At 62.8% G+C, this 23,645-nt stretch carries 25 protein-coding genes and 1 riboswitch; of the genes, 14 read left to right on the forward strand and 11 right to left on the reverse strand.

Features of this window, described 5'->3' with window-relative positions; translation table 11 throughout:
* Positions 1–69 precede the first annotated feature (69 nt).
* Genes QP999_RS01960 through QP999_RS01980 form a run of 5 tightly spaced genes read left to right on the forward strand, consistent with a single transcriptional unit; the run spans position 70 to position 4,298 of the window.
* A complete protein-coding gene (locus QP999_RS01960) occupies positions 70–996 on the forward strand; it encodes a metal ABC transporter substrate-binding protein (protein ID WP_070521016.1) in 927 nt (308 codons plus the stop codon).
* The gene (locus QP999_RS01965; protein WP_010189751.1) at positions 996–1,706 is read left to right on the forward strand and encodes a metal ABC transporter ATP-binding protein; all 711 of its coding nucleotides are present in this window, start codon (positions 996–998) and stop codon (positions 1,704–1,706) included. Before QP999_RS01960 ends, QP999_RS01965 begins: the two co-directional genes overlap by 1 nt.
* Positions 1,703–2,557 (forward strand): metal ABC transporter permease, encoded by an 855-nt coding sequence (locus tag QP999_RS01970; protein ID WP_010189752.1) that lies wholly within the window; start codon positions 1,703–1,705, stop codon positions 2,555–2,557. The genes QP999_RS01965 and QP999_RS01970 overlap by 4 nt, the downstream gene beginning before the upstream one ends.
* The gene (locus tag QP999_RS01975; RefSeq protein ID WP_010189755.1) at positions 2,554–3,408 is read left to right on the forward strand and encodes a metal ABC transporter permease; all 855 of its coding nucleotides are present in this window, start codon (positions 2,554–2,556) and stop codon (positions 3,406–3,408) included. Before QP999_RS01970 ends, QP999_RS01975 begins: the two co-directional genes overlap by 4 nt.
* A gap of 5 nt (positions 3,409–3,413) precedes the next feature.
* The gene (locus tag QP999_RS01980; protein ID WP_046647783.1) at positions 3,414–4,298 is read left to right on the forward strand and encodes a 1,4-dihydroxy-2-naphthoate polyprenyltransferase; all 885 of its coding nucleotides are present in this window, start codon (positions 3,414–3,416) and stop codon (positions 4,296–4,298) included.
* 8 nt (positions 4,299–4,306) lie between these two features.
* Here the strand turns inward: QP999_RS01980 and QP999_RS01985 are convergent, their stop codons facing one another.
* Positions 4,307–4,648, reverse strand: a complete 342-nt coding sequence (locus tag QP999_RS01985; RefSeq protein WP_284847548.1) for a DUF4229 domain-containing protein — start codon at positions 4,646–4,648, stop codon at positions 4,307–4,309.
* A 43-nt stretch (positions 4,649–4,691) separates the two neighbouring features.
* On the opposite strand from QP999_RS01985, the gene QP999_RS01990 reads away from it, so the two are divergent.
* A complete protein-coding gene (locus tag QP999_RS01990) occupies positions 4,692–5,000 on the forward strand; it encodes a hypothetical protein (RefSeq protein ID WP_049154847.1) in 309 nt (102 codons plus the stop codon).
* Here QP999_RS01990 and QP999_RS01995 read toward each other — a convergent pair.
* The 7 genes from QP999_RS01995 to hemL form a co-directional block, all read right to left on the reverse strand.
* Positions 4,997–5,254, reverse strand: coding sequence for a helix-turn-helix domain-containing protein (locus tag QP999_RS01995; protein ID WP_046647787.1), 258 nt, complete (start codon positions 5,252–5,254; stop codon positions 4,997–4,999). The genes QP999_RS01990 and QP999_RS01995 overlap by 4 nt on opposite strands.
* Positions 5,255–6,286: a c-type cytochrome biogenesis protein CcsB gene (gene ccsB, locus QP999_RS02000; RefSeq protein WP_049154848.1), complete on the reverse strand. Its 1,032-nt coding sequence runs from the start codon at positions 6,284–6,286 to the stop codon at positions 5,255–5,257.
* A gap of 141 nt (positions 6,287–6,427) precedes the next feature.
* Positions 6,428–8,059 carry a cytochrome c biogenesis protein ResB gene (locus QP999_RS02005; protein ID WP_070513407.1) on the reverse strand — a complete coding sequence of 544 codons (1,632 nt, stop codon included), beginning with the start codon at positions 8,057–8,059 and terminating at the stop codon, positions 6,428–6,430.
* A 12-nt stretch (positions 8,060–8,071) separates the two neighbouring features.
* Complete coding sequence (locus tag QP999_RS02010) at positions 8,072–8,857, reverse strand: cytochrome c biogenesis CcdA family protein (protein WP_046647905.1); 786 nt, start codon at positions 8,855–8,857, stop codon at positions 8,072–8,074.
* 17 nt (positions 8,858–8,874) lie between these two features.
* Complete coding sequence (locus tag QP999_RS02015; protein WP_046647790.1) at positions 8,875–9,480, reverse strand: TlpA disulfide reductase family protein; 606 nt, start codon at positions 9,478–9,480, stop codon at positions 8,875–8,877.
* Positions 9,480–10,088: a histidine phosphatase family protein gene (locus QP999_RS02020; RefSeq protein WP_070547311.1), complete on the reverse strand. Its 609-nt coding sequence runs from the start codon at positions 10,086–10,088 to the stop codon at positions 9,480–9,482. The genes QP999_RS02015 and QP999_RS02020 overlap by 1 nt, the downstream gene beginning before the upstream one ends.
* Before the next feature lie 32 nt (positions 10,089–10,120).
* The gene (gene hemL / locus QP999_RS02025) at positions 10,121–11,455 is read right to left on the reverse strand and encodes a glutamate-1-semialdehyde 2,1-aminomutase (RefSeq protein WP_284847549.1); all 1,335 of its coding nucleotides are present in this window, start codon (positions 11,453–11,455) and stop codon (positions 10,121–10,123) included.
* Positions 11,456–11,658: 203 nt separating this feature from the next.
* On the opposite strand from hemL, the gene QP999_RS02030 reads away from it, so the two are divergent.
* From QP999_RS02030 to QP999_RS02045, 4 genes are all read left to right on the forward strand, one after another.
* Complete coding sequence (locus tag QP999_RS02030) at positions 11,659–12,132, forward strand: hypothetical protein (RefSeq protein ID WP_143336301.1); 474 nt, start codon at positions 11,659–11,661, stop codon at positions 12,130–12,132.
* A gap of 223 nt (positions 12,133–12,355) precedes the next feature.
* On the forward strand, positions 12,356–13,966 hold the full coding sequence (locus tag QP999_RS02035; RefSeq protein WP_284847550.1) for a permuted SH3 domain-containing protein: 1,611 nt from the start codon (positions 12,356–12,358) through the stop codon (positions 13,964–13,966).
* The gene (locus tag QP999_RS02040; protein ID WP_269948791.1) at positions 13,963–14,637 is read left to right on the forward strand and encodes an ABC transporter ATP-binding protein; all 675 of its coding nucleotides are present in this window, start codon (positions 13,963–13,965) and stop codon (positions 14,635–14,637) included. Before QP999_RS02035 ends, QP999_RS02040 begins: the two co-directional genes overlap by 4 nt.
* On the forward strand, positions 14,634–15,929 hold the full coding sequence (locus QP999_RS02045; protein ID WP_284847551.1) for an ABC transporter permease: 1,296 nt from the start codon (positions 14,634–14,636) through the stop codon (positions 15,927–15,929). The genes QP999_RS02040 and QP999_RS02045 overlap by 4 nt, the downstream gene beginning before the upstream one ends.
* Before the next feature lie 163 nt (positions 15,930–16,092).
* Here the strand turns inward: QP999_RS02045 and QP999_RS02050 are convergent, their stop codons facing one another.
* Entirely contained in the window at positions 16,093–16,407 is a 315-nt protein-coding gene (locus QP999_RS02050; protein ID WP_070521062.1) for a DMT family transporter, read from the reverse strand.
* Positions 16,408–16,418: 11 nt separating this feature from the next.
* A riboswitch (guanidine-III (ykkC-III) riboswitch) is annotated at positions 16,419–16,489 on the reverse strand.
* Between the two features lie 25 nt (positions 16,490–16,514).
* Between QP999_RS02050 and QP999_RS02055 the strand changes: the two genes are divergently transcribed.
* The 4 genes from QP999_RS02055 to QP999_RS02070 all read left to right on the forward strand — a co-directional run bounded on the left by QP999_RS02055 (position 16,515) and on the right by QP999_RS02070 (position 21,068).
* The gene (locus QP999_RS02055) at positions 16,515–17,354 is read left to right on the forward strand and encodes an NAD(P)-dependent oxidoreductase (protein ID WP_070533936.1); all 840 of its coding nucleotides are present in this window, start codon (positions 16,515–16,517) and stop codon (positions 17,352–17,354) included.
* Positions 17,355–17,769: 415 nt separating this feature from the next.
* Positions 17,770–18,348 (forward strand): ABC transporter ATP-binding protein, encoded by a 579-nt coding sequence (locus tag QP999_RS02060; protein ID WP_284847552.1) that lies wholly within the window; start codon positions 17,770–17,772, stop codon positions 18,346–18,348.
* A complete protein-coding gene (locus QP999_RS02065) occupies positions 18,348–19,364 on the forward strand; it encodes an ABC transporter permease (RefSeq protein WP_284847553.1) in 1,017 nt (338 codons plus the stop codon). The genes QP999_RS02060 and QP999_RS02065 overlap by 1 nt, the downstream gene beginning before the upstream one ends.
* Positions 19,365–19,448: 84 nt before the next feature.
* Positions 19,449–21,068 (forward strand): ATP-binding cassette domain-containing protein, encoded by a 1,620-nt coding sequence (locus tag QP999_RS02070; protein ID WP_284847554.1) that lies wholly within the window; start codon positions 19,449–19,451, stop codon positions 21,066–21,068.
* 139 nt (positions 21,069–21,207) lie between these two features.
* Here the strand turns inward: QP999_RS02070 and QP999_RS02075 are convergent, their stop codons facing one another.
* Positions 21,208–22,590: a protoporphyrinogen oxidase gene (locus tag QP999_RS02075; RefSeq protein WP_284847555.1), complete on the reverse strand. Its 1,383-nt coding sequence runs from the start codon at positions 22,588–22,590 to the stop codon at positions 21,208–21,210.
* On the reverse strand, positions 22,591–23,631 hold the full coding sequence (hemE, locus tag QP999_RS02080; protein ID WP_070561590.1) for a uroporphyrinogen decarboxylase: 1,041 nt from the start codon (positions 23,629–23,631) through the stop codon (positions 22,591–22,593). It abuts the gene before it with no gap.
* Positions 23,632–23,645: the final 14 nt, after the last annotated feature.

The following is a 23,645-nucleotide window of genomic DNA, read 5'->3' on the forward strand; positions in this document are numbered from 1 at the left end:
CAGGACTTATGCTCTTTCAAGTTCAATCTATTGAACATCGACATTCACTTTTAATAAGAGAGGTTTCCCGTGAAGAAACTTATTGCGCTTCCCCTCGCTTCCCTCGTGGCTGCCACCGCGCTGACTGCCTGCACCAGCAGCGACTCCGCCGAAGCCCAGGACGACAATCTGACGATCTTCGCCACGACTGGTTACTTGGCTGATGCGGCCGCCAATATCGCCCCGGACGCCGACATCACCACCATGGTCGGTCCCGGCGGCGATCCGCACACCTACCAGCCCACCACGCGCGATATTGAAAAGATGCAGGACGCCGACCTCGTCCTCTGGAATGGCCTTCACCTCGAGGCGCAAATGGTGGACCAGCTCTCCTCCCTCGGTGAGAAGCAGCTAGCTGTCGGCGAACAGCTCGATACTGCTGACCTTCTGCCGTGGCCCGAGCAAGGTGACAAGGGCGAAAAACTCTACGACCCGCACATCTGGAATAGCCCCGAGCTGTGGAGCCAGGTCGTCGATCACATCGGCACCAAACTCGGCGAAATCGACTCTGACAATGCCGAAGACTATGCCGCGGCCGCCGATGAATATGAAGACAAGATTGCAGCCGCGCATGACAAAGCGGCTAAGGAACTCGAAAACGCCTCCCCGCGCGTCCTCATCACCGGCCATGACGCCTTCAACTACTTCGGCAAGACCTTCGACTTTGAAGTCCAAGCCACCGACTTCGTGACCACCGAAGCCACCAAGTCCGCCACTGAGATCTCCGAGCTCGCGGATACGATCGCGGAGAAGAAGGTCCCCGTTATCTTCCAAGATAACCAGGCGAACCCACAGGCCATCACTTCTCTCAAGGAAGCCGTAGAAACCCGCAACTGGACAGTCACCATCTCGGATGAAGAGCTCTTTGCCGATACCCTCGGCCCGGAAGCCCCAACCGATACCTACCTCGGAGCCTTCGAACATAACGCTAGCGCCGTGGCGAAAGCACTAAGCTAATGCTCAGCGTAGGAAACCTCACCGCCGGCTATCCCCGCACGCCGGTGCTTCACGACGCCTCCTTCACCCTCACCCCCGCGACTATCACCGGGCTGGTGGGTGCGAACGGGTCGGGAAAGTCTACTCTGGTCCGCACGCTGGTAGGGCTCCTTCCGCCTCTAGCCTGCGGGTCGATGACCTTCGATGGCGTCGATCTGGCACATTTTCGGCAGCGTCTCGGATATATGCCACAACATGCGGATATCGACTGGAATTACCCTGCCACCGCCTTCGACATCGCCCTGATGGGCCGCACCGCCGGGCTGCGCTGGTGGCAGTGGCCCAGCCGCGCTGACAAAGACGCCGCTCACGCCGCGCTTTCCCGCACCGGAATGCAGGCACACGCGCAGCTGCCGATTTCCGCCCTGTCTGGTGGTCAGCGCCAGCGCGTGTTGTTGGCGCGCACGCTCGTTAGCGAGCCGGAATTCATCATCCTCGACGAGCCCTTCGCTGGTGTCGATGCCGCGAGTCAGCGCGCCATCATGGATGTACTCAAGGAACTGCGCGAGAACGGCGTGACCATCCTGCTGGTGCATCACAACCTGGCGGAGGTCGCCGACTTTTGCGATGAGGTCCTCATGGTCGGCCACGGCCGGCTCATTGCTGCTGGCCCCACTGAGCAGGTACTTACCGAGTCCGCCATTGCCGACATGTTTTCCCTGCCATCATGAACCCACTCGAGCTTCTTCAGAACTACACCTATACCCAGGCACTCCTGGGCACCGTGCTCATCGGTGGCTGCGCTGGCGCGCTAGGCCCACTGGTATATGTTCGCCGCACCAGCCTGCTGGCCGATGCCATCTCGCATTCTTCCCTGCCTGGACTGCTCACCGCCTTCCTCGTGGCCACCGCCATTGGCTGGGACGGGCGAAATGTCTGGCTTCTTTCTTGCGGCGCCCTGCTCACCGGAACCCTCGCGGTGGGGTGCATTCACCTCATCCCGCGGTTAACTCCCCTGGGGCAAACCACTGCGATGGCGGCCACGCTAACCACATTTTTCTCGGTGGGAATGCTGCTCATGCAGTATATTTCCCGCCGACCATTGCCTGGCAAGGCCGGAATCCAGGATTATTTGCTGGGAAATGCCTCCACGCTCACTCGCGCGGATGTACGGTCCACACTCATCATCGGTGGCTGCGTGCTGCTTTTTCTTTTCCTCATTCACACCCGGCAGGCCGCAGTCACTTTTGATTCAAGTTTTGCCCAGGTAGCCGGCATCCGCACCTCGTTCCTCAACGCGGCTAGTTTCTTCGCCCTCACCGCCATCACGGTGCTCGGCGTCAAAGTCGTCGGCGTAGTGCTCATGGTCGCCGTGGTCATCAGCCCTGCCGCCGCTGCCCGCCCCTGGACCACGCGCTTGCTACCTTTCATCGCGCTCTCCGGGTTCTTCGGCGCGGCCACCGCTGCTCTCGGCTGCTATGTCTCCATTGCGCACGGCCCGCTGCCCACCGGTCCGGTCATCGTCCTGGCTCAGGCGGCGCTCGTCACTATCAGCCTCACCAGTAGAAAGCTAGCCTCATGACCCTCGCCGCGACCGCTTGTCTCCTTGCCGTTCTGACGGCCTTGGCCTGTGCTATCCCCGGCACCTTTGTTGTCCTCAAAGGCCAGGCCATGCTTATCGACGGCATCGGCCATGCCGTCCTTCCCGGAATTGCCGTCGGCTACCTCTTTACCGCAGATCTAGATTCACCCATCTTGCTCGTTACCGCGGCCGCTGGCGCCTTGGTGGTGGCGTTGGGAACTGACGCACTACAGCGCAGCCCGCTGGTGACTGCTGATTCCGCCCTCGGATTGGTCTTTCCCGCCCTGTTTGCCGCCGGAGTCATCCTGATTTCTACGCACATGAGCCACGTGCACCTTGATGTCCACGCCGTTCTCGTCGGTGATCTCAACCTCGCGGCCTTCTCCAATCCCAACTATTGCTACATCATGGCCGCAGTGCTGGGTATCAATGCTCTCTTCCTCGCCCTTACACTGCCGCGTTTATCCGCCACGACTTTTGACGCCGATTTTTGTGCCGCACGCGGGGTGCCCACGCGCGTTCTTCACATCATATTTATGACCGTGGTTGCCTGCACCGCCACCGCCGCCTTTCACGCTGCCGGTGCCATGCTGGTCATCGCTCTCATGGTATTCCCGACGATGACCGCGCGGCTGCTTACTCAGCGCGTGCCCACGCTGGTGTTGACCGCCTGTGGCGTTGCCGCTATCAGCGCGGTCGTGGGATTTTGGGTTGCCTATGTCCTTGACGCGGCTACCTCTGCCGCAATGACAGTCACCAATGCCGTTATTTTCGTTGCAGTGCTCATCATCTACCGCTTTCGCCAACGCACCAGCTCATTGCCGCAGCACACCACACCAGTGGCACAATAGTGAGCATGTCTGCCTATTCCGCCACTCCTGCCGATTGGCTCCAGGGTGCTCGCCCGCACACCTGGGCCAATGCTTTTGCTCCTGTTATCGCTGGTACCGGTGCCGCCGCCGCGGCCCACGGTCTGCACTGGGGACGCGCATTGCTGGCACTCATCGTGGCCTGGGCTCTTATCATCGGCGTGAACTACGCCAACGACTACTCCGATGGCATCCGCGGCACCGATGATGACCGCACCGGCCCCCAGCGGCTTACCGGCGGCGGGCTGGCCAAACCGCAACACGTCAAGTTCGCCGCCTTCGCCTCCTTCGGCGTGGCGGCTATCGCGGGCATCTCACTCTCCCTAGCTGCCAACGCCGCCTCGTTCATCCTCGTCGGCGCCGTGTGTATCGCCGGTGCCTGGTTCTACACCGGTGGCAAGAACCCCTACGGCTACCGCGGGTTCGGGGAAATCGCCGTTTTCGTGTTCTTCGGACTCGTCGCGGTCCTAGGTACCGAGTACACACAGGCCGGCCGCATCACGTGGACAGGCCTTGCCTTAGCCGTGGGTATCGGCGGTATGAGTGCGGCGGTAAACCTGGCCAATAACATCCGGGACATCCCCTCCGATAAGGCCACCGGCAAGATCACTTTGGCGGTGCGCCTGGGTGATAAAAAGTCCCGCACGCTATTCATGACCCTCTTGCTGCTGCCGGTACTACTCACCATCGGCCTAGCCTTCGATTCCTGGGCCGCGCTCGCTTCGCTGCTCTACTTCCCTCTCGCGCTGGGTGCTATCCGCACCGTCAACCGCGGCGCACGCGGCCCGAAACTCATCCCAGTACTTGGCATGGCCGGCCGCGCGATGCTGGTGTGGGCGGTTATCAACGCTGTAGCGCTGGCTCTGGTTTAACCACCGATTTAGCGGCCAGCCAGCTCCTCTTGGACCCACTTCTTGTGGGCCTTGCGCTGCGCGGAGTACTCCGCCAGCGTCTGAGTGGCTTCCATGCGCCACGTGGAGAAGATCAGCATGGACAGCGGCAGCGCCACAAACAGCGCCAGCAGGGCAGAGACCAGCAGCGGAAAGGTTCCAAGTACCGCCATGGCCAGCAGCTGAATCACCGCGGTGAGCACGATGAACAGCACCACGCGGGCAGCCCCGTACTTCCACAGCGCTTGGCGGGAGCGGCGCTTCAGCGCCGGGTCCGGCTGGGGTGGCTCGGGGTTCTGGGAAGTGTTCGCGGTGTTTTCTGTCTGACTCATAATTCTCACTTTTGCTTTGCGGGCATTCCGTAGAATACAACGCATGGGTCGATTGATACTACTACTCTTGTTTGTCCTCGCGGCAGTCCTCGTATGGAAGGCCTTTGGTCCGTCGAGTTGGAATAAGAAGGTGCAGCAGACACAGCAGCCGCAGCGCCCCGCAATCAAGGGCCCAGACGATGACGAAGAGTTCCTGTGGAACCTAGAGAAGCAGCGCTTCAAAGAGCGCCGCGCCAGGGAGCGGGAGGCAGAGCGCCAAGAAGAAGAGCGCCGCCGTCGCTCACAGGGTTCACAAGGTTCCCAGAAACCCAAGGCCCCCGAGGACAAAGACAATAAAGCCGACGAAGCCTAAGCCTTCGGCTCGAAGGTCATCTCAAGGCCGAGGGCCTCAGCCACCGCAATCACCTTTTCCCAGCGCACGCCAGAGCCGCCGTGCTCGATGGTGTGCAGCGTGGAGCGCGAAATCCCGGCCTTCTCAGCCAGCTCCTGCTGCAAGATACCGAGTTCTCGGCGGCGCTGCGCAAAGCCCTCACCGAGAGCGATGAGCTGCGGGTTATCGCCCGCCGGCTTGCCCTGTTTGTGCCGCGGCTTAGGGGTATCCGCCATTTAGTTCAGCCCCGCATAGGAGTGCAGGCCGGAGACAACCATGTTGATGAAGAACAGGTTGAAGATCATGAGCAGCATCGCCGCGATGTTGATATACGGCGCGGCCTTGCGGAAGGCCGGCGTCGCGCGGGCGTGCAGGTAGGCGGCGTAGAGGATCCAGGTGGCGAAGGATACGGTCTCCTTCGGGTCCCAGCCCCAGTAGCGTCCCCATGTGGACTCGGCCCAAATAGCGCCCAGTACAATACCCAGGCCCAGAGTCGGCAGCGTCACCACGCCCAAGCGGTAGGCCAAGCGGTCCAACTTCTTAGCAGAAGGAAGCGGGCGGGCAAGCGCACCAAAGAAACCGGACTCACTGCCCTTCGGCTGGAACTCACGCAGCACGCTGAGCAAAGAAGCGATACCGGAGACCACGCCGATGGACGCACCCAACGAGACCACAGTGACGTGGATGGGCAGCCAGTGAGACTGGAGTGCCGGAACCACCGGAGCGGATTCCGCATAGAGCTTGGTGGAGCCGTAGAACATCAGCGCCAGAATCGGCGTGAGCAGCCACGGCCACAGAGTGCGCCATTCCTTGCGCTGCATGGCGATGGTCGCCACCACCATGGCGCCGGCGGTCACCATGAGCACGTACTCGTAGAGGTTGCCAAACGGGAAACGCCCCGTGGCCAGGCCGCGCAGCACAATGGCCGCCAAATGTAAGGCGATACCCAACCACAGGAGCATCTGCGTCATGCCGCCGAGCTTGTCGGCGTTCTCCCGCTTCTTCGACAGATCCGCGTCTAGGTCAGCATCGGGGCCAGTGCTGGCTGTCGGGGGGACGTCGCCAAGCGCGGCACTGTCTGCCGAGGCCCCCACGCTAGCGAGTTCGCGCTGCTGCGCCACAGCAGTCGTGCGGGAGCGCATCGCCTCGATGATGCTGTGCATCCGGCCGTAGTAGACCAGGGACAACACCAAGGCGAGAGCATAAACGACGAACGCGGTTTGCACCGCGATGTCGGAAAAGTTGGACAGATTTTGATCAACCTGCATGAGTGGGAAACCTTGCCTTCACAATCGTGCCTACACCGTGCTTCACGCACGAGGCTGCATGAGCGGAGAGATTTATGGTGCTCATCAGAGTACCCCCCTTCAGCGGGAGTATCCAACTTTTGACGGATAGCTTTCTCACCTTTAGTCGGCGGAGTAGAGTTCGTCCTCCTCCACCTCATCGGGATCCGGCAGTTCCAGGAGCTCGCGGTGCAGCTTGTGGAATTCCTCAGACCAGCCCGCGCGGTCGGTGCGGGCAAGACCGCCCATCTCAATATCGGTGCCACCATTGGCCCCCGGCCGGATGCGCACCCACACGCGGCGGCGCTTGATCACCAGCGAGCCAACCAGGGATACCAGCATGACCAGCGCGGACACGAGAACCCAGCTCTGGAAGGGGTCATAGGAAACCTGGTAGTTCGCAAACTCGGAGGCACCGTCGAAGGTGATCTTCGTGCCGTCGTCCAGCGTGACCGATTCACCCTGGTTCAGGTTGACGCGGTCGATCTTCTGCAGCTGGCCCGTGTGGACCAGGTTGGAATCGAGGGAGAAGAGGGACTGCGGGGTACCCGTGTCCAGGCCGGCATCGCCGCGGTAGATATCGATAGCCACGGCCGGATCCAGCATCGCCGGGTAGGAAGACTGCAACAGCTTGCCGCTCTCGCCGGACCACTCGGCGGTCGGGGCAAACAGGCCCTGGATGGCGATCTGGTTCTGGCGGCGCTCAAACAGGTCCGGGTACATGCCCGCCGGCGGGTCGAAGCGCATCACTCCCGACGAGAGGAAGAACGTGGTGTCAGTGGGCTGAAATTGGATGGTCTGCGTGCGCTTCTCACCGTTAGGCCACTCCACCGTCATGGTCGGCGCAAAACCGTGGCCCTGCAGGTAAACGCGGTTTTTGTCAATGCGCAGCGGGTGATTGACCTGCAGCTGGTAGTCCTCCCAGGTCTCCGGGTCCGTGAAGATGTCGTCGCCGGCGGCATAGGACACGTTCGAGGTGAACATCTCCGCCTGGCCATTGGGCAGGTAGTCCGCGGTGAAGTCGTGGGCCAAGAAGCAGAAGGGGTGCAGGCCGGTGCCGTCGAATAGCGGGCCGGCGCGGAAGGAGTCATAGACGGAGGTGGAGGTGTTGCAGAACTCCGTGGATTGCGCCTGCTCTTGGGTCTGCCCCTGGGAGTTCTTCTCCGTGACCACGATGACCTGTCCCTCGTAGTGCACCAGGCGCCCGGCTGCCATGGTGAGCAAGATTGCCACCAACGCGATGTGGAAGATGAGGTTGCACAGCTCGCGGGCATAGCCGCGCTCCGCGGAGAAGGATTGCGCACCCGCGCGGTCCTTCTCGGGCGAGACCTCGGAGACCCGCCACTTCTTCAGCATGGTTGTGGTGGCCGCTGCGATCTCCTCCGGGGACTTTTCCGAATGCCCGGTGGCGTTGAGCGGCATCTTTTCCAGATACTTCGGCGCGCGCGTCGGCGGTGTGCGGTAGGCCTTGTAGTGATCCCAGGAGCGCGGGATGATGCAGCCCACCAGAGAAATCATGAGCAGGACGTAGATGGCCTGGAACCAGACGGAGGAGAAGACGTCGAAAAGCTGCAGCTTGTCGTAGATCTCCGCCACCTTGCCGTTGGTCTCAATGAAGTCGTTGACGTTAGATTCATTGAGCGAGCGCTGCGGCAGGAGCGATCCGGGAATGGCGGCGATGGCCAGCAAGAAGAGCAGCGCCAGCGCGGTGCGCATGCTGGTCAGCCAGTGCCAGGCCTTGCGGATATATCTCACGAAAAATCTCCTTTACAGCAGCGTCGCGCCATAGGACACGGTCCACTGGCGGATGGCGTTGATGAAATCTCCCCACAGCCCGGTCAGCAGCGCCAGGCCGACGAGGATCATGGCGATGCCCCCGAGAATCTGGATGGTCCGGGAGTGCTCCCGCATCCAGGTCACGGTGCGCATGGCCTTAGCGGAGCCCAGTGCCACGAGCAAGAAGGGCAGGCCCAGGCCCAGGCAGTAGCCAATAATGAGGATGGTGCCGCGCAGCGCGGTGGTTCCCTCGGTGCCGGCGGAGACAGACAGGATGGCAGCCAGCGTGGGGCCCAAGCACGGGGTCCAGCCCAGGGCGAAAACCCCGCCGAGCAGCGGCGCGCCCAGCCACGTGGTCCAGCGCCGCGGCGCCATGCGCGTGTCCTTCTGTAGTACCGGCACCACGCCCATGAACACCACACCCATGAGGATGGTGATGACACCGCCGGCGCGCATGAGGGTATCCGCGTTGAGCGTCAGCGCCGAAATGGCGCCGAAGACTGACACGGTGGCTAGGACGAAAACGACGGTAAAGCCCAGCACGAAGAGTGCTGCGGCACCGACGACGGCCCAACGCCGGCGCTTGCCGACGCCCACCCCCAACTCCTCGTCATAGCTCACCTCACCGCCGACCACGGAGGCGAGGTAAGAGATATAGCCAGGAACCAGTGGAACCACACAGGGTGAGGCGAAGGAGACCAATCCGGCCACGGCCGCGGCGAGCACTCCGATCAGGAGCGGGCCGGACACGGCGGCATCGGCAAAGCTTTGCCCCATACCGGCAGCGGCAAGGATCACTGTTCTTTCTCCAGCTCGTCGACGACCTCGAGGACATCCTTCTCCGTGATCTCCGTCAGGAAGACCGCGGCAGGGCGGTGCTGCTTATCCAGCACGATGGTGGTGGGCACCACCGAGGTAGGCACGCCACCGAGGGCCGCAGCCGTCTTGAAGGGCGGGTCGTAGATGGAAGGGTACTCCAGGCCATTATCGGCCATGAAGTCCCGGGAGATCTCCGGGTTGAAGTCCTTGACGTTGATGCCAAGCACGGTGCCTACCTTGCGCTTCTGCAACTCCGCGTGGATGGCCTGGAGGTCATCCGATTCAGAGCGGCACGGCGCGCACCACTGGCCCCAGGAGTTGAGGACAACGATCTGGTCTTTGAAATCCGAAAGCTTGATCGTCGTGGACTCATCCCGCAGGTCCTCACCGGAGAAATCCTTGAGCGGCTTGCGGTCCTCCTCCGCATAGCGGATGGTGGTCTGCCCGCCGGGCGAGATGAACTCGAAGGTGCCGCCGGAAGCCACGGCGTTCTGCGCGTTTTCCTCGCTTTGCGCACAGCCTGCCAAGGCAAACACAGCAAGGACACCGGCCGCGGCGGCGCGGATAGTTCTGCGTCCCATTAGATGTCCTGCGCCGGTTCGGAGTAGAAGATATCGATGATCTCGCGGTCGCGGTAGACCAGCGAGGTCACCGAGGCCAGGTCGCATTCGCGGTCCCACGGCGCGTGGGCCAGGCGCTTGCCCAGCACGGTGCGCTGCACCATGACGATGGGCAGCTGGTGGGAGACCACAATGGCCTCGTGTCCCTCAGCCTTGGAACGGGCACGCTCGGCGGCATCCATCATGCGCGCGGCGATCTCCTCGAAAGGCTCGCCCCACGAGGGCTCAAGCGGGTTGACCATGAGCGGCCAGCGCTGCGGGTTCCACAGCTGCGAGTTCCAGCCCTTGGTGCGCAGGCCCTCGAAGCGGTTACCGGACTCGATGACGCCCTTGTCGACGTCCACCTCCAAGCCCGTCACCTTCGCAATCGGCATCGCGGTTTCTTGCGCGCGCTGCAGCGGCGAGGCCGCCAGGTAGGTCACGTCATGGCCTTCGAAGGCTTTCGCCGTGCGTGCGGCCATGGAATGCCCACGGGAGGACAAGTGATAGCCCGGGATGCGCCCGTAGAGGATCTTATCCGGGTTATAAACCTCGCCGTGGCGGACGAAGTGGACGATGGTGGTGGACATATGCCTGTGTCTATCCCCTCAACATGGTTGGTTTATTGCGGGCGCTGCGCGCTGGCAGCGGCCTGGGCGGCAGGCTTGAGAGCTGCCTCGATTACCTCAAAATCATTGTCCGTGAGCGCATCAGACACAAACCAGGTCTCGAAGGCTGACGGCGGGACGTACACGCCGCCCTCCAGCAGTGCGTGGAAGAAGGGTGCGAAGCGCCAGGTATCGGCGGCCTGCATATCGGCGAAGTTGCGGCCCTGGCCCTCGGCGAAGCGGATGGAGAACATCGTCTCCGCACGCTGGATGTGGTGTGCCACTCCGGCGGCGCTCAGTGCCTCGGTGATGAGGCCGGTCAGGCGATCCGCATTGGAGTGCAGGCGCGGGTACAGCTCTTCGTTGGCCAGCTCCAGGGAAGCCAGACCGGAGGCCATCGCCACCGGGTTACCGGACAGCGTGCCCGCCTGGTAGACGGGACCCGACGGCGCCAGCGAGGCCATGACGTCGGCGCGGCCACCGAAGGCAGCTGCGGGCAGACCACCGGAGACCACCTTGCCGAAGGTCACCAGGTCACCCGCTACCCCATCGACGCCAAACCAACCCTTGTAGGAGGTACGGAAGCCGGTCATGACCTCGTCGAGGATGAGCAGGGCGCCGTCGGCATGCGCGATTTCCTTGAGCGCCGCGTTGAAGCCTTCTTCCGGGGCCACGGTGCCCATGTTGCCCGCTGCGGCCTCGGCGATAATGCAGGCGATCTCTCCCGGGTGCGCGGCGAAGGCCTCGCGGACGGCGTCGAGATCGTTATAGGGAACGACGATGGTATCCGCGGCCGAGGCGCCGGTCACGCCCGGGGAATCCGGGAGCGCGAAGGTGGCCACGCCGGAGCCAGCCGACGCCAACAGCGCATCCACGTGGCCGTGGTAGCAGCCTTCAAACTTCAGGACCTTGGCGCGGCCGGTAAAACCGCGGGCCAGGCGCACGGCGGACATGGTGGCCTCGGTACCGGAGTTGACCAGGCGCACCTGCTCCACGGCGGTGCGCTTGACGATGTGCTCCGCCAACAGCGTCTCGCCCTCGGTCGGGGCACCGAAGGAGAGGCCGTCGGCAGCCGCCTTCTGCACTGCCTCCACGATGGCCGGGTGGGCATTGCCGTGGATCATCGGGCCATAGGAGCTGACCAGGTCGACGTACTCGTTGCCGTCGACGTCCCAGAGGCGGGAGCGCTCGCCACGGGCGATGACGCGGGCTTGGCCGCCCACGGATCCGAAGGCGCGGACCGGGGAATTCACGCCACCCGGGGTGACCTTCGTGGCGCGCTCGAACCACTCGGCGGACTGGGACGTATTCTGCTGATTTCGCTGGCTGGAGTTAGGCATAGCCCACATTGTATCGGTTTTAGCCCTATACAAAAGTTGGAGTCCCCTCGTGTCCTTCCGTCTTCCCACCACTGCCTCCTAAGCGGCAGCAATCGCTCGCGCTGCGAGCCCGCTACTGTGGCGCTATGCTGGCAGCACACTGTTGATTCTGCCTTTCCTTATTTAAGCGCTGGGGTGCGCTGTGGAGAGGCACTAGCTTAAGGGGGATTCCCATGGCATCGCGCCGTTTTCTTGTCGTTCTTGCTTGCCTTCCGCTGTCTGCCTGCGCTGCCACCCAGGCGGAACCCGCTCCGCGCACCGAACCCAGCCCTACCACCTCGGCCCAACCGACGTCCTGGGAGCCGAATGCCCTGCCCCAGCCGGTCAACCGCTTCGGCGACACCACCTCTATCTCGCCCGCCCCGGCCGAACCGGAATCTGAAACCGAGGCGCCCGCGCCCGCACCCACGACCGTCGAGGCCCCCGCGCCACGCATCGAAGTAGAAACCGTCACCCTCCCCGCCCCGGCGCCCGCACCCCGTCCGGCCCCACCGCAGCGGCCCAAGCCCAAGCTGGAACTGCCCGAGCCCCCGCGGGTGCCCACGTCCATCCCCATCCCGCCAGAAGTCCAAGCCGGCCTCGACCGCATACCGACACTTCCCCCGCTGCCGCGCGCGGAGGATATACGCATCGATGTGCCCTTCTAAAAGGCGGATACCAAGTACGTTTCGATCAAATAGTGGCAGAAAAACGCCCATTTTCGGACCCTTAGTTGATCGAAACGTCGCCAATCCTCATGGCCTCACACCATCTAAGGGTAGACCCTGATCTACCTCCTATATTCCCCCGCTGTACATGACAGGAAGCATAGCCGGGAGTTAAGCTGAACCCGATTTTCAATGACGGCGTTTACCTGACAGTAAGGGACTCATGAACAAGAAAGCTCTCGGCATCACCGCCGGCGCTATCGCTGCGGTTCTCCTCGCAGGCGGTGGTGGAATGTACGCACTAACCAGCGGCTCCTCCGACATTCAGCTCACCGCAACCGATGTCACGACAACCACCAAGGAAGACCTCATCAGTTCCGTCTCCGCCACCGGCACCGTCTCCGCCGAGCGCGAGCTCTCGCTGACAACCTCGCTGACCGGCCCCATCCAGTCCCTGGACGCGAAGGTGGGTGACCGCGTCGAGGCCCAGCAGCTCCTCGGCCGCATGGACACCACGGAAACCGAGCGCGAGCTCGAAGCCCAGCGCACCTCTCAAGAGGCAGGCAAGCTCGAGGCCGTCCACCAGATCGAGGACGCCCAGCTTCAGCTGCGCCAGCTTCAAGATTCCCTCGACCAAGGCCTCAACCCCGAGGTCAATAGCGCCCAGTCCGCCGTGAATTCGGCGCAGACCGAGTACGCCGAGGCGCAGCGCAAGCTCGATGATGCCCTCGCCACCAAGGGCGACCGCCCCGAGGTTGCCGAAGCCCGCGCGGCCGTCGAGCAGGCGCGCTCCGGGGTGCGCGATGCCGAGTCCAAGTCCTTCCAGTCCGCGCTGGCCTCCATCGGCACCGCCACCGAGGACCCTTCCGGCATCAACACCGCCAGCGCTTTCTTGAGCTACCTCGATTCCGATGAAGCCGTGCAAGACTCCGAGCGCCAATTGAAGGAATCCGAGGAATCCTATGGCCGCCTCCTCCGCGGCATCGACCGCGAGCTCGGCGAACAGCAGCGCGCCACCGCCGCTTCCTACCAGGCCGTCTCCGATGCCGAGCGTGCACTGCAGGCCAGCAACCTGGCCATCGAACACCAAATCGCCTCCCAGTCCCAAGCAGTAAACCATGCGGTGGAGACGGCGGCGTCGGCAAGCGCCAGCAACGCCAAGGAGAATGGGCCTCTGGAGTACACGCTCTCCCAGGCCGACCTGCGCTCCCCTCTGGCAGGCGTTGTCACCGCCGTCAATGGCCAGGCCGGCGCCCCGGCCGAAGGCCCCATCCTCACCGTGGCGGATGATTCCTCCCTGCTGGTGAAATCCACGGTCAAGGAGGGCGATATCGCCCGCATCAAGGTCGGCGATGAAGTCTCCTTCACCTCGCCATCGAGCCCCGGCAAGGAGTACAAGGGCAAAGTCACCTTCATCTCCCCCACCGCTGAGCAGCCCGATGTCGAGGCTGGTGCAGGGGGCGGCTCCGGCAAGCCAACTGGTTCTACCAAGCCCGAATTCCCCGTGCACATCCGCGTCGATGGCAACCGCGAGGGCCTGCGCCTCGGTTCCACCACGAAGGTGAAAATCATTACGAAGAAGGATAAGAACGCCATCACCGTGCCGCTCTCCGCCATCTTTGAAGACGGCGGAAAGAAGAACGTCCTCGTCATTGACAACGGCACGATCCAGGCGCGCGAGGTCAAAGTGGCCAGCGAATCCGATTTCTCCGCCGCTATTTCCTCTGGTCTCAAGGAGGGCGAGACCGTCATCAGCCAGGCGGATACGCACAAGGACATGGTCGGCATGTCCGCCTCCGTAGAAGGCTCCGATGATGCGGAAGAGAACGCATGAGCCGCCTCATTGAGATGCGGGGAATCGTCAAACGTTTCAACGAGGGTCTCGACAGCGAGCTGACCGTCATCCCGGGCCTCGACTTCAGCGTGGACGAAGGCGAGTTCGTGGCCGTCGTGGGCCAGTCCGGCTCCGGCAAGTCCACGCTCATGAACATCATCGGCCTCCTCGACCGCCCCACCGCCGGCGAGTACCAGCTGGCTGGGGTGGATGCACTGGCGCTTGGCGACGACAAACTAGCCTCCTTCCGCGGCCAAAAAATCGGTTTCATCTTCCAGAATTTCAACCTGATCGGCCGCATGTCCGCGCTAAAGAACGTGGAGATGCCCATGGTCTATGCGGGCGTTTCGGCTCACGAGCGCACCCAGCGCGCGGAAGAACTTTTGGAGATGGTCGGCATGGGTGACCGCATGAACCACCTGCCCAACGAGCTCTCCGGTGGTCAAAAGCAGCGCGTGGCGGTGGCCCGCGCCTTGGCCAACCAGCCGGATATTCTGCTGGCGGACGAGCCCACCGGCGCACTGGATTCGCAGACCGGCCGCATGGTCATGGACCTCTTCCACGAACTGCACCGCACGCATGGAAAGACCATTTTGTTTATTACCCACAACCCGGAATTGGCTGATGAATGCAGCCGCACCGTCACGATGAAGGACGGGGTGTTGTCATGAATTTCGCTGAATCCACCAAGATGGCGCTGACCAGCCTGCGCACCAACAAGATGCGCTCGGCGCTGACTCTCTTGGGCGTCATTATCGGCATCGCCGCGGTCATCGCCATCGTCACGCTCGGCCACTCCTTGCAGTCCTCCGTGCAGAAGGACTTAGACAAGGTCGGCGCGAACAACTTCACCGTCCAGGTCAAGGAGCGTCCTGAGGAGGGCGAAGAAGAAGAGGCTGATGATCCTTTCATGGGCGGTGGCTTCGTCGAAGACGAATCCTCCATGCTCACCCCTGACATGCTGGACCGCGCCAAGGAGGTCTTGGGAGATCAGATCGCCGGCATCAATATCGGCGAATACAGCTCTTATTCCGGCGCCCTCGTGGTCGAGGGCGAATCCGGGGAGGAGACCGCCAACCTCCTGGTCCGCCCGACCAACCCTGACTATGTCTCAGGCTCGTCCTATTCCATCGTGGCCGGGCGCTTCCTCAGCGAGGATGATATCGATTCCAGCCGGGCAGTGACCATGCTGGATAAGGAAACCGCCACCAAGCTTTTCGGCGCTCCTGAAGACGCCATTGGCCAATACGTGAGCTTTGAAAGCCAGGAGGCCTCCCCGATCGAGCTCGCCGTCATCGGTGTTTTTGAGGAACCGCAAACCGGGCCTTTGGTGGGCGGTGGCCCCAGCCAAACCGCCTTCGTTCCCTACCCGCTCGAGGCCGAGTTCTCCGATTCCCCGGGTGCTGGCACCGCCTTCAGCGAGGTCACCGTTCGCGGCAACCCGGACTTGGATAAGGCCGCGGTAGCCAGCAACCTGCAGCGCGTCTTCGATAGCTACTACGAGGACAACCCTGACTACATGGTCAAGGTGTCCGACTTCAGCGATGACCTCGCGTCCCTGAACCAGATCTTCACCACGATGAGCCTTGTGCTCGCGGCCATCGGCGGCATCTCGCTGCTCGTCGGCGGCATCGGCGTGATGAACATTATGCTCATCACGGTCACCGAGCGCACCCGCGAGATTGGCATCCGTAAGGCGCTTGGCGCACGCCGCCGCGATATCCGCATCCAGTTCATCACAGAGGCCATCGTGGTCTGCCTCATCGGTGGACTCATCGGCATCGCCATCGGCACCGCCGCCGGCATGGCGGGCGCGGCCGCCATCGGCTCACTCGTAGCACCGCCGCTGTGGGCGGTCATCCTCTCGCTGCTCTTCTCGCTGGCTATTGGCCTCTTCTTCGGCTACTACCCCGCGGGCAAGGCCGCGAAGCTGGACCCGATTGAGGCGCTGCGCTACGAATAGCGACGCGTTCAACCGAACCGGAACAAAAAGATAGCCCCAGCGATGCTGGGGCCAGAGCCTATTTGCCTTGCGGCTTGATATCCAGAAGCCTACTACGCAAGTACATAGGCATCCACTCACCGAACTATCGATTCTCCTTCGTCGTTTCAAACGACGACGCCTCCTAATGCACCACCTTCAGGCCCACGATCCCACCAATGATCATGGCCAGGAACAGCACCTTCCACACGGTTGCCGCCTCGTGCCCGGCGACGAAGGAGTAAATGACGGTGACCACCGCGCCCACACCGGCCCACACCGCGTAGGCCGTGCCCACGGGGATAGACTTCATGGCCCAGCCCAACCCGCCCATCGAAATGGCGCAGGCCACGAAAAAGATCACCGAGGGCCACAGGCGGCTAAAGCCCTCCGACTTATCCAGCGCCGCTGCCCACACAGCCTCAAAGGCGCCGGAGAAAATCAACACAAACCACGACATGGCCAGCCCTTTCTGGCCGTCTTGTCGCGTCACCGGGTACGGCTCCCTCGTCCGGGGCTCGCATAAATCGCGGCGAGCCTGCCCACAATAATGGCACACTGGGCGGCATGAAGATTGCATTCCTAGGTACTGGCCGCATGGGCACTGAGCTCGCCCGACACCTCCTCAAGAACCATGAGCTCACCGTTTGGAACCGCACCGCCGAGCGCGCGCAGCCGCTGGTCGAGTCCGGCGCTACCCTCGCCGATTCGCCCACCGCCGCCGTAGAGGGCGCAGAGGTCATCATTACCTCGCTCTTTGGCCCCGATGACATCCGTGAGCGAGTCATTGACGCCAACCTCATCCCGGAGGGCGTGACCTGGATCGATACCACGACCGTCTCCCCCGATGCCGCCCGCGAATTCGCTGCCGCGGTCGACTCTTATGTCCACGCGCCCGTCGTCGGCTCGCTAGGCCCAGCACGCGAAGGCAAGCTCGGCGTTTACGTGGGCACGCCTGACGACGACCGCCGCGAGCTCGCCATGACCATCGCCGAGCCGTGGGCCGATGAGAACAAGCTCATCGGCGTGGAGTCCGCCGCCACCGCGGCGATTGGCAAGCTCCTGGCCAACCTAGCACTTGCCGTTACCGCGGAGGGCGTGCTGGAAGCACTCCACCTCGGCGAGTCCGAGGGCCTCGATTCCGAGGTCATCCTCGAGATGCTCGACATCACCGGCCTGGCCTTCATGAAGAACATGAAGGGCCCGTTCATCACCGGCGAGCGCAACACCACTCCGGGTGACTTCACCGTGGATGCCCTGTGCAAGGACGCCAAGCTCATGGAGATGACCGCCAACAAGCCGCTGCCTGCAGTGGCCGCCGCCATCGAGCGCTTTGAGGAGCAGCAGGCCATGGGCCACGGCGACCAGGACTTCTCCTCCATCTTCGTCTTCCGCAACAAAGGCTAGGCCCAAGAGCTAGACGCCCCCGCTTTCCGACGAACTCTCGCTCTACTTCAGCGAAGCACGCCGTACACGAACGATTGCTTCGTCGGCAGATAGTGTCCCTGCGGCTATCTCGCGGCCCAGCTGGCGCACGTACTCATCAGTCACATCGTGGCCTGCTAAACGTAACGCAGCATCACTCAACGCTAACGGATCACGGCCGCTACTACTGCTGCTGCTTTCAATTTGAATAGGCTCCGACATTGCTGCCCTCCCGAGTTTTCAACTACATTTTCTCTCATTTTAGCAGCTCATAACACCAATCCCAAGGGTGTTTCCCATCTCGAGAACAACGTTCGGGGCGTGCATTTTGCTAAACTTCATAAATAAGTTTTAACTATTGTCTAGCCGCCCAATGTAAGGAGCTCGCCGCCCAGCAATGCTTTCCATCGACGCCGATTATGGGCATTCCACGCCCCTTGGACATCTTGAGAAGGACTTCGCCCCAGGCCGCATCTATGGCCTCGCCGGCCCCAACGGTTCAGGTAAATCCACGTTGCTCGCAACGCTCGGCGGTGAGCTTGCGCCTCTCGAAGGCTCAGTGGAGTACGACGGCCATCCCGTCGGCACGAAGGAGCAACCGGGTGCTGTGATCACGGTGGCCGAGCCGGTTTTCCTCCCCGACCTCACCGTGGGCGAGCACCTGGACTTGATAGGAAAGGCGACAGGGGTGGACGTCGCCAAGCTCTGCGAACTCTGGGCGCTTGAGCCTCTCCTCCCTCACCCCGCCTCGCGCCTGTCCTCAGGCCAGCGCCAGCGCGTGTTCCTGGCCGCACAGCTGTACCAGCCGGCGCGCGCAGTGCTTATCGACGAGCCCGAGCGCCACCTCGACGCCACCTGGACTGAGTTCCTCGCAAGCGAATTGCGCTACCTAGCCGACGAGGAGAATCGCTGCGTCGTCGTGGCCACGCATTCCGACACGATCACCCAGGCCTGCGACGAGGTGGTGCAGCTGTGATGCGCACGCTATCCCGGCTAGGTGATGGCATTTGGTATCTCATCCTCGCCGGTATCGTCATCGGCTTCGGCTACACAGGATGGCAAGAAGTCAGCGCCGTCGTGCCTATCATCCCGGCGCGCATCACGCTGACTGGTGTCGCTCCTATTGCCGGCATCGTGGGACTGCTCGCTCTCATCGTGTTCGCCGAGACTCTTTATCCCCTACGGGCGCTCTCCCGGGAACGTTGGGTGTACGTTGATCGCCCACGCGGCAAACTCCGCGGTACCGACTGGATCACATGGACGCAGCTGATCGGGTTCGGGGTATTGGGGCTCGGCATCTGCGTGTCCACCGGGCTATCCCCGTGGTTCGCGCTTGTGGCGCCAGCCCTGCGTTTTGTCGTGGGGTGGCGCTCGTTCACGCTGGCTTCGCTTCTCAGCGCTGGGCATACGCGCCTGGTCGGTGGATCTGGCCTTGGTCTGCTTGATTCGGAGGTCACCTCTGATGCCATTGCGAGCCAGTCCGCCTGGATTCCTCGTCGCGCCCATGCGCCCTTCACGCTGACGGGTCTCTTCTTCCGTCGTCTGGGACGACGGTGGTACATCGGCGTCGGTGCGCTCGCGGCCCTCGGCTTGACGTTAGGGTTCGCCCCACAGCTCGGGGCGCTGGCTATCGTCGGATTCATGTCCGCGTGGAGCATCGTCGGCGCGGCGGTTGGGCGCGCTGCCTCCTTCGGCCGCGTCAGCGACGATGCATGGCCCGACTGGGGCCTTCCCCTTATCGCTTCAGTGGGCACGGCACTCCTTGGTGCTGGTGTCCTCCTCTTGGTGTGGAAGCTCTCCGCCATCGCAGTGGTGCTCATCATCGCCGGTCTTAGCTGGGCGTCGTTTAAGCGTTCCCGCCCGGCACAGGTAGACAGCATGTCCATGCTGGACAGCGGCGGCTTCGGCGTCTCCTTCTCCCCCGAGGTGCTGCACTACATTGCCCGCGGCGCCCTCGGTCTTGGTGTGGCGGCCCTTGCGCTGGGATATTAGCCGGGGTAGCCTTTCGGGCATGAAGATTTTTTCCTAATTCGACGTCACACTTTTTACGCGACTTACTCGAAGGTGGATTTCTTCATGCCTATTTCTTTTTCTCATCTCACCGTCACCTGGCCCGACGGCACCCCCTGTTTCACGGAGCTCACCGGCACGTTTTCCTCGCACTTCACGGGCTTGGTCGGTGCGAATGGCTCCGGAAAATCAACGCTAGCCAAGGTACTTGCAGGCCTCATTGCCCCGACTTCGGGAACGGTATCCGCGGGTTCAGTCCTCTATGTCGACCAGGATTTAGGCCTCCATACGTCTAGCACCATCGCCGATGTCTTTGGCGCGACCGAAGTCCTCAACGCCATTGCCCGCATTGAGGCTGGCGAATACTCGGAAGAGCTCGCCGCCACTGTTGGTGAGCAGTGGGACTTAGCAGAACGTATTGAAGCAGCTCTCGACGCTGCGGGTATCCCCTTCCCCTTAGAGCGCACTATCGGAACACTGTCGGGTGGTGAAGCGGTGACCGTGGCACTGACCGCCGCATTCTTCCGCAAGCCGGATGTCCTCATCCTCGACGAGCCCACCAACAACCTGGACTCCTCATCACGCCAGCGCCTGCTCGAGCTCATTCGCACCGCGCCGATGCCGGTTCTCGTCGTCTCACACGACCGCGAGCTCCTCGCGCACGCGGATAGCATTGCGGAGCTCTACCACGGAACACTTCGCGAGTTCGAGGGAAACTACTCCTCCTACCGCGCAGCGATTGATGCCGAGCAGGATTCCGCGCAGGCCAAGGTCCGAGAGACCAAGGCCGAACACCGCAAACAAATCCGCGAGCGCGCCGCCATGCAGACCCGCATTGCGCGCGATGCCCGCCGCGGCAAGAACTTCGCCGCCTCGAAGCGCAAACCCGGCATGGCCATGGGCTTGGACAAGAACCGTTCTGAGCGCTCGGCCGCTGGGCGTTCTCAACAGGCCAACGATGCAGTGGCTGCCGCCCTGTCGGCTCATGACAAGGCACAGCGCGCGCTTCGCGACGACACCCATGTCCACATCGACCTCCCCGGCACTGAGCTGCCCGTGGGCACCCGCGTGCTGGTCAGCGATCTGCTCAGCATTACTGGCCCTGAGCGTGTTCGCCTCGCCGGGCCCAACGGCAGCGGCAAGACCACCTTCCTCAACCGCATCGCCCGCGGCGACGTCGAGTACGCGCTGCCCTGCGGATACATCCGCCAACGCATCGTCCTGCCTGAGGAGAAGTCGGTGCTCGACATCGTGCGGGAGGCCAACCCCAACGCGGACCCGCAGTTCCTGCGCGACCAGCTGGCCCAAATGCTCTTTATCAACGACAAGATCCACCAGCCAGTGGGCCAGCTTTCTGGTGGCGAGCGCTTCCGCGTCGAAATCGCCCGCGTCTTGCTCAGCGACCCAGCCCCGCGCTTTCTGCTTCTCGACGAACCGACAAACAACCTCGATATCCCCACCACCGATTGGCTGATTGAGGTGCTCACGAGCTACCGCGGGGCATTCATCCTGGTCAGCCACGATGAGCACGTGTGCGAGCAGCTCAACCTCACAACGACCGTTTCCATGGATGACTACAACTCGCTCCGTGAAACGGAATACCTTCTGCGTTCCCCTCGCAATGCAGAGCGACTACGTAACTCCATCGACCAGCTGAAGGCATCTGACAAAAGGCATCAGTCATAAGGCGTTTTCACGGCCCAAAACGCCTTTTGCGCATTGCAGATGGCGTTTTTACACCCAAAGATACCTTTTATCAGACGCCTTTTGCGGGACGCCCCTTGTGAGGCGCCCTTTGTGAGGCGCCACAAGGAGGGACAGCGAGCTAGCTGACGAGCGCCTGCGCGGCAGCGCGGGCGCCGGCGATGACGGCGGGCACGCCGACTCCATCGGCCCAAGCGCCGGCGGTGGCGATACCGGGGACGTCGGCAAGCGCGGCACGCACGGCGGCAACGGTAGCCAGGTGCTTTTCGTCATAGCGGGGGATGCCGCCGAACCAGCGCTGCGTGTAGATCTCCTCCACGCCGGCGGCGCGGCCGTCGAAGCCGGTGATCTTCTGCAGGTCATCAAGGGCATAGTCCACCAGGTCATCCTCCTCCGCGCGCACGAGGGCGTCATCGCCGAAGCGGCCGAAGGAGGCGCGCACGAGGAAGCCTTCGCGCTCGTTCAGGTGCGGCCACTTATTGGATGAGAGCGTGAAAGCCTTGGCGCGCACGCCGGGCTCGTCCGAGGCGACGAGGATGCCGGTGGCCTCCGGAAGGGAGTTGCCCTCCGGGTCTGTGGCGGAGGCAAAGTTGAATCCGACGACCGCAGAGGAGGCCAGCTGGACAGAAGACAACTCCTGGGCGGCCTCCGGGGCCACGACCTTAAGCAGGCGCGCGGTCGTCGGAGCCGGGGTGGCAAAGAGCACGCGGTCGAAGGGACCGATATCCCCCGGCGCGCCCTTGACCTCAAAGGCATCACCCTTACGCGTCACGCCCGAGACGAAGGTGTCCAGGTGGATCTGCGCGCCGGACTTCTCAGCCAGGGCTTCGTAGAGCTCGGCGTAGCCACCCTTGAAGGTGCCGAAGACGGAGCCTTCGGCCGGGCTGCGGCCGGACTCGATCTGCTTAATTGCCGCCGACAGGGTTACCGGGCCCTCCTTAGCCAGCGAGTCCAGCGTGGCCGCCAAGTGCGAGACCGTGGCGCGCAGGCCTAGGTCATCGGCCGTACAGGAGTACACACCGCCGAGCAGCGCGGAGACCACGTGATCCACCACGTCATCGCCATATTGCTGGCGCACGAGCTTGCCCACGGAGACATCCCCGCCGACTTCCCACTCGAAGGGCTGCTCGTTGGTGATGCGCTCATTGGTGGCAGCGGAGAAGAAGTCCTGCGGCGCGGAAGGAATGCCCATGACCCCGCCCTGCGGCAGGAAGTGCAGCTCGCCGCCTGTATACACGCGCGGGCGCAGCTGGCTGTTGGGTTCCACGAAGGAATCCTCCAGGCCCAGCTCCGTGAAGAAATCCACGGCATCCTGGCGGCGGCGGATGAAGGCCTCCGCGCCCATGTCCGTGGGGCCGCCGTTGAAAGCCACGGTGTGCAGCTTGCCGCCGATGCGATCGGCCGCCTCGAAAACGTAGACCTCGTGGGAGCCCTCGGTGTTGTGCTTGAGTTCCCACGCGGCGGTGAGTCCCGCCAGTCCAGCACCAATGATCGCGATTTTCATTTAGCCCTCCTCGTGGATGATGGCGACGGCGCGGGTGATGGCGTCGGCGTCGGTAGTCGGCAGAACCCCGTGGCCGAGGTTCCAGATGTGTCCCTTCACGTCGCCGCGCTCCCTTGCACGGGCGACCTCTGCCTTGATGGTGCGCACGCCCTGTCGCACCGCGTCCTCGCCGGCAAAGAGCAAAGCTGGATCAAGGTTGCCCTGCAGAATGTCTGCATCGACGCGTGCCGCGGCGGCATCCATGCTCACGCGGTAATCCACGCCCATGACCTCCGAACCGGCCTCCGACATCGCGCCGAGCAACTCGCCGGTTCCCACGCCGAAGTGAATGCGCGGCACGCGGCCCTCCGCGGCCTTAAGGATCTGCGTTGAATAGGGCAGAACAAACTCGCGGTAGTCGCGCTCATTGAGGTAGCCCGCCCAGGAATCAAAGAGCTGCATCGCATCGATGCCCGCTTCCAGCTGAAGCTGGAGGAAAGAGATGATCGTCGGGGTCAGGCGCTCCATGAGCTGGTGCCAGGTATCTGGCTCGGAATGCATCAGGGCCTTGGTGCGCTCATGATTCTTCGAGGGGCCACCCTCAATGAGGTAGCTGGCCAAAGTGAAAGGCGCACCGACAAAACCGATGAGTGCCTGCTTGTCGGTGAGCTCGTTCAGAATGATCTCGATGCCCTGACGCACCTCGGGCACGTCGACGTCGAGGATAGGCAGGTTCGCCACATCCTCCTTGCTGCGCACGGGCGCATCCATGACTGGGCCGCGCCCAGGGACGATTTCCACGCCGACGCCCGCGGCCTTGAGCGGGACGACGATATCGCTGAACAGGATGGCGCCATCAACGTCGTGGCGGCGCACCGGCTGCAGGGTAATCTCCGCCAGCAGCTCCGGCATGAAGCAGGAATCCAGCATGCTGATTCCCTCACGGACCTTGCGGTACTCCGGCAAAGAACGCCCCGCCTGGCGCATGAACCAGACGGGCGGACGGGACGGGGTGCGGCCGGAAGCGGCCTCAATAAGCGGCGCGGCAGACAGACGAGACATACCGTCCATTATGA

Source organism: Corynebacterium sp. MSK004, assembly GCF_030232515.1.
GTDB lineage: Bacteria > Actinomycetota > Actinomycetes > Mycobacteriales > Mycobacteriaceae > Corynebacterium > Corynebacterium hesseae.

Coding starts and splice junctions, on each gene's coding strand:
- QP999_RS01965 (WP_010189751.1), top strand. CDS start 996: ATGCTCAGCGTAGGAAACCTCACCGCCGGCTATCCCCGCACGCCGGTG.
- QP999_RS01970 (WP_010189752.1), top strand. CDS start 1,703: ATGAACCCACTCGAGCTTCTTCAGAACTACACCTATACCCAGGCACTC.
- QP999_RS01975 (WP_010189755.1), top strand. CDS start 2,554: ATGACCCTCGCCGCGACCGCTTGTCTCCTTGCCGTTCTGACGGCCTTG.
- QP999_RS01980 (WP_046647783.1), top strand. CDS start 3,414: ATGTCTGCCTATTCCGCCACTCCTGCCGATTGGCTCCAGGGTGCTCGC.
- QP999_RS01985 (WP_284847548.1), bottom strand. CDS start 4,648: ATGAGTCAGACAGAAAACACCGCGAACACTTCCCAGAACCCCGAGCCA.
- QP999_RS01990 (WP_049154847.1), top strand. CDS start 4,692: ATGGGTCGATTGATACTACTACTCTTGTTTGTCCTCGCGGCAGTCCTC.
- QP999_RS01995 (WP_046647787.1), bottom strand. CDS start 5,254: ATGGCGGATACCCCTAAGCCGCGGCACAAACAGGGCAAGCCGGCGGGC.
- ccsB (WP_049154848.1), bottom strand. CDS start 6,286: ATGCAGGTTGATCAAAATCTGTCCAACTTTTCCGACATCGCGGTGCAA.
- QP999_RS02010 (WP_046647905.1), bottom strand. CDS start 8,857: ATGGGGCAAAGCTTTGCCGATGCCGCCGTGTCCGGCCCGCTCCTGATC.
- QP999_RS02015 (WP_046647790.1), bottom strand. CDS start 9,480: ATGGGACGCAGAACTATCCGCGCCGCCGCGGCCGGTGTCCTTGCTGTG.
- QP999_RS02020 (WP_070547311.1), bottom strand. CDS start 10,088: ATGTCCACCACCATCGTCCACTTCGTCCGCCACGGCGAGGTTTATAAC.
- hemL (WP_284847549.1), bottom strand. CDS start 11,455: ATGTGGGCTATGCCTAACTCCAGCCAGCGAAATCAGCAGAATACGTCC.
- QP999_RS02030 (WP_143336301.1), top strand. CDS start 11,659: ATGGCATCGCGCCGTTTTCTTGTCGTTCTTGCTTGCCTTCCGCTGTCT.
- QP999_RS02035 (WP_284847550.1), top strand. CDS start 12,356: ATGAACAAGAAAGCTCTCGGCATCACCGCCGGCGCTATCGCTGCGGTT.
- QP999_RS02040 (WP_269948791.1), top strand. CDS start 13,963: ATGAGCCGCCTCATTGAGATGCGGGGAATCGTCAAACGTTTCAACGAG.
- QP999_RS02045 (WP_284847551.1), top strand. CDS start 14,634: ATGAATTTCGCTGAATCCACCAAGATGGCGCTGACCAGCCTGCGCACC.
- QP999_RS02050 (WP_070521062.1), bottom strand. CDS start 16,407: ATGTCGTGGTTTGTGTTGATTTTCTCCGGCGCCTTTGAGGCTGTGTGG.
- QP999_RS02055 (WP_070533936.1), top strand. CDS start 16,515: ATGAAGATTGCATTCCTAGGTACTGGCCGCATGGGCACTGAGCTCGCC.
- QP999_RS02060 (WP_284847552.1), top strand. CDS start 17,770: ATGCTTTCCATCGACGCCGATTATGGGCATTCCACGCCCCTTGGACAT.
- QP999_RS02065 (WP_284847553.1), top strand. CDS start 18,348: ATGCGCACGCTATCCCGGCTAGGTGATGGCATTTGGTATCTCATCCTC.
- QP999_RS02070 (WP_284847554.1), top strand. CDS start 19,449: ATGCCTATTTCTTTTTCTCATCTCACCGTCACCTGGCCCGACGGCACC.
- QP999_RS02075 (WP_284847555.1), bottom strand. CDS start 22,590: ATGAAAATCGCGATCATTGGTGCTGGACTGGCGGGACTCACCGCCGCG.
- hemE (WP_070561590.1), bottom strand. CDS start 23,631: ATGTCTCGTCTGTCTGCCGCGCCGCTTATTGAGGCCGCTTCCGGCCGC.